This window comes from Perlucidibaca sp., assembly GCF_057084925.1.
Window position 1 is genome coordinate 1 of sequence record NZ_JBXMRC010000019.1, and the last position, 3,874, is coordinate 3,874.

A 3,874-nucleotide genomic window follows, 5' to 3' on the forward strand; every position below is an offset into this window, starting at 1 on the left:
GGCAACTATCGGCTGGGCATGCGACTCCTGGAGCTCGGCAATCTCGTCAAGGCGCGATTGAATGTCCGCGACGCAGCCCTTACGCCGATGCGCGAATTGCACAAGCTCACTCAGCAGCCCGTTAACCTGAGCATGCGGCAGGGTGATGAAATTGTGTATGTGGAGCGTGCTTACAGCGAGCGATCCGGGATGCAGGTGGTGCGAGCCATCGGTGGGCGGGCACCGCTGCATTTAACCTCGGTGGGCAAGCTGTTTCTGGCTTTTGACGATCCCCAACGACTGCGCACCTATGCCACTCGTACCGGCCTGTCGGGACAGACCCGAAACAGCATCACGCAGTTATCGGTACTGGAACGCGAACTTGCCAAAGCGCGGCAATACGGCATCGCGCGCGACAATGAAGAGTTGGAGTTGGGTGTGCGTTGCATGGCCGCCGGCATCTACGACGATCAGAACCAACTGGTGGCAGGTCTTTCCATTTCGGCGCCCGCCGACAGGCTCGATGAGCACTGGCTACCCAAACTGCAGGCGACTGCCAACGAAATTTCAGCCGCACTGGGCTACAAACCCAAGTAAAAAGGAAGCGAGCCACCTTGGCTCTGCGTCGAGTCGCGATGAAGCGCGATGAAAATTGTGCGGGCTACCCGCACGAAACATCAACCGCCAATCTGGCTGGCTGAAGCGCTGATGTTTACCTTGTTGTCGGTCAAAGGGGTTGACTCTACCCAACGGCGCACGCGCTCGGCATCACCCAGGCGACTGAGCTTGCCGGCGGAATCGAGAAACACCATGATGAGCTTGCGGCCGGCGATTTTGGTTTGCATCACGAGACATTGGCCCGCTTCAGAGATATAGCCGGTTTTCTGCAGGCCGATATCCCACTCCGGATTCTTGACCAAACGGTTCGTGTTGTTGTATTGCAGCGTACGCTTGCCAACAGCGACCTGATAGCCGGTCGACGTGGAAAATTCGCGAAGCACCGGGTCAGCATGCGCGGCATTGACCAGCGTGGCCAAGTCTTGCGCGCTGGACTGGTTACGGCTGGAAAGGCCCGTGGGCTCGACATAGCTGGTGTCATTCATGCCCAGCATTTTTGCCTTGGCGTTCATCAGGTTGACGAACGTGGGCATGCCGCCCGGGTAAGTGCGGCCCAAGGCGTGCGCTGCGCGATTTTCGCTCGACATCAGGGCCAAGTGGAGTAACTCCCCGCGGGTCAGCGTGGTGCCGACTCTGAGCCGTGAGCTGCTGCCTTTTTCGGTGTCGACGTCATCCTGGGTCACCGTAATCATTTCATCCATGGGCAGCTTGGCCCCGCTGATGATGACGCCAGTCATCAATTTGGTGAGCGACGCGATCGGCAACACGGCGTGGTCATTTTTACTGAACAGCACTTCACGCGTATCCTGATCAATGACCAGCGCAACACTCGACTTCAATTCCAGTGGATCCTGGGCCCCATGCAGGCCGGCAATCTGACCGAAAGAGGGTTTGGCGGGAACAGCCGCACGAAGAATGGTTCTACCTTTTGTGCCCGCTGTAAACCGGGCACTCTTGCGGGCTGTGACAGCTTTTTTGGTAACAGTTGTCTTCGCGGCACGCTGCTTTTTTACAATTTCGGTCTTGTCAGTTGCCGCATTGGACACCGGCATTGCAAGTCCAGCAAACAAAGCCAGGAATCCAACGATTTTTAATGCGCGATTGAAAATCTGATGAGACATGGTGAATTTTGCCTGCCGTGAATTGCAATGTAAGGAATGGCTGCAGTGTATACAAATAGAAAAAGTCACGCAATATCAAAAACTTGCGCGACTTTCCTAAAAACTCAACTGTTTCAGGCGGAGGTCAACAACTCAGATGAGGAATCCTACTACAACATTACTCTAAGTCATTGAATATAAAGACTATTTCAACCGTTGGCGGGAGCATCAACCCTGTGCGGCGACGCGATCCGCCTTGCTCTGAAGCTTGTTCAACGCACTCAGATAGGCTTTCGCCGACGCCACCACGATATCCGGGTCCGCCCCGACGCCATTTACCACGCGTCCATTATTTTGTAACCGCACGGTCACTTCGCCTTGGCTCTCGGTAGATCCGCTGATGGCGTTCACGGAATACAGCACCATCTCCGCCCCGCTCTTCACATGCGTTTCAATGGCCTTGAGCGAGGCATCTACCGGGCCGTTGCCGTCTGACTCGCCGCGCACTTCCTTGCCAGCCACGGTGAACACAACGACAGCATGCGGCCGCTCGCCGGTTTCGCTGTGCTGTGCCAGGGACACGAACCCATACTGCTCCTGGTCATGATGAATGATGCTTTCGTCACTGACCAGTGCCAGGATGTCTTCGTCGAATATCTCGCTTTTCCGGTCGGCCAGTTCCTTGAACCTGGCAAATGCCGTATTGATGTCGGCCTCGCTTTCCAGCGCTACGCCAAGGTCCTGCAGGCGTTGCTTGAAGGCATTGCGGCCGCTGAGCTTGCCCAGCACCATTTTGCTGGCGCTCCAGCCCACATCTTCCGCGCGCATGATCTCGTAAGTCTCGCGCGCCTTCAACATGCCATCCTGGTGAATGCCCGACGCGTGCGCAAAGGCATTGGCCCCCACCACGGCCTTGTTGGGCTGCACCACGAAGCCGGTGGTCTGGCTGACCATGCGACTGGCCGCCACGATATGCAGCGGATCGATGTTCATGTCGAGCTTGAAATAGTCCTTGCGTGTTTTCACAGCCATGACGATCTCTTCGAGCGAGCAGTTGCCGGCGCGCTCACCGAGCCCGTTGATCGTGCATTCCACTTGCCGCGCACCGCCGATCATCACGCCTGCCAGCGAATTGGCAACCGCCATGCCAAGGTCATTGTGACAATGAACGGACCAGATGGCCTTGTCACTGTTGGGCACGCGTTCTCGCAGCGTTTTGATAAAGTGGCCGTAAAGCTCCGGTACGGCATAACCCACGGTGTCCGGAACATTAATCGTCGTAGCGCCCTCATCAATCACGGCTTCAAGGACACGACACAGGTAGTCAACGTCGCTGCGATAGCCGTCCTCGGGACTGAACTCGACATCCGCCACCAGATTGCGGGCAAAACGCACCGAGAGCCTGGCCTGTTCCAGCACCTGCTCTGGTGTCATGCGCAGCTTCTTTTCCATGTGCAGCGCGCTGGTGGCGATGAAGGTATGAATACGGGCGTTGCTGGCGCCTTTGAGTGCTTCAGCGGCGCGAGAAATATCCCGGTCATTGGCGCGCGACAGCGAGCAAATGGTGGAATCCCTGATCGTATTCGCGATCGCCTGCACGGCCTCGAAATCGCCGTTGGAGCTTGCCGCAAATCCGGCCTCGATCACATCCACTTTCAGACGCTCCAGCTGGCGCGCTATGCGCAGCTTTTCATCTTTCGTCATGGATGCGCCGGGCGATTGCTCGCCATCGCGCAAGGTGGTATCAAAAATGATCAGTTTGTCGGTCATGGCAAGTTCCTGGTGGGCTGGTCGCTGTACTGCAGGCCTCAATGCGCAATGGTAGCCGCAACGGCACCTTGTCCGGCCTTGCTGCGCTGCAGGCCCGAGACAATCGCCTTGAGCGACGCCGAGACGATATTGCCGTCCATGCCAATGCCAAAGAGCGTCTGGTCGTTGATGCGCAGCTCCAGGTAAGCCACGGCCTGCGCGCTGGCACCGGAACCAATGGCGTGCTCGTGGTAATCAAGAACCCGAACCGCATGGCCGGTCGCCGCATTGAGCCCCGCGACAAAGGCATCAATCGGGCCCGTGCCCCTCCCTTCGACCTGATGGCTGGTGCCGGCGATTCGCACATCGGCCTTGATGTTGAACGACTTGCCACCAGCTCCGCCCGTTTCTTCTATCACGAGATGCTG

4 protein-coding genes are annotated in these 3,874 nt (G+C 57.4%); 1 reads left to right on the forward strand and 3 read right to left on the reverse strand.

Annotation, left to right across the window (positions count from 1 at the left end; translation table 11 throughout):
* On the forward strand, positions 1–576 hold a 576-nt coding region (locus AC14IB_RS05630), incomplete at its 5' end, for an IclR family transcriptional regulator (RefSeq protein WP_484230957.1).
* Positions 577–656: 80 nt separating this feature from the next.
* On the opposite strand, the gene pbpG is transcribed toward AC14IB_RS05630, so the two are convergent.
* From pbpG to AC14IB_RS05645, 3 genes are all read right to left on the reverse strand, one after another.
* The gene (gene pbpG, locus AC14IB_RS05635; protein WP_484230958.1) at positions 657–1,718 is read right to left on the reverse strand and encodes a D-alanyl-D-alanine endopeptidase; all 1,062 of its coding nucleotides are present in this window, start codon (positions 1,716–1,718) and stop codon (positions 657–659) included.
* A 207-nt stretch (positions 1,719–1,925) separates the two neighbouring features.
* A complete protein-coding gene (locus tag AC14IB_RS05640) occupies positions 1,926–3,467 on the reverse strand; it encodes a 2-isopropylmalate synthase (protein WP_484230959.1) in 1,542 nt (513 codons plus the stop codon).
* 38 nt (positions 3,468–3,505) lie between these two features.
* A partial coding sequence (locus AC14IB_RS05645; protein WP_484230960.1) for an alpha-isopropylmalate synthase regulatory domain-containing protein occupies positions 3,506–3,874 on the reverse strand: 369 nt, incomplete at its 5' end.

Bases quoted from the DNA above. Each gene is read 5' to 3' on its own strand.
- pbpG (WP_484230958.1), bottom strand. From the start codon at position 1,718: ATGTCTCATCAGATTTTCAATCGCGCATTAAAAATCGTTGGATTCCTG.
- AC14IB_RS05640 (WP_484230959.1), bottom strand. From the start codon at position 3,467: ATGACCGACAAACTGATCATTTTTGATACCACCTTGCGCGATGGCGAG.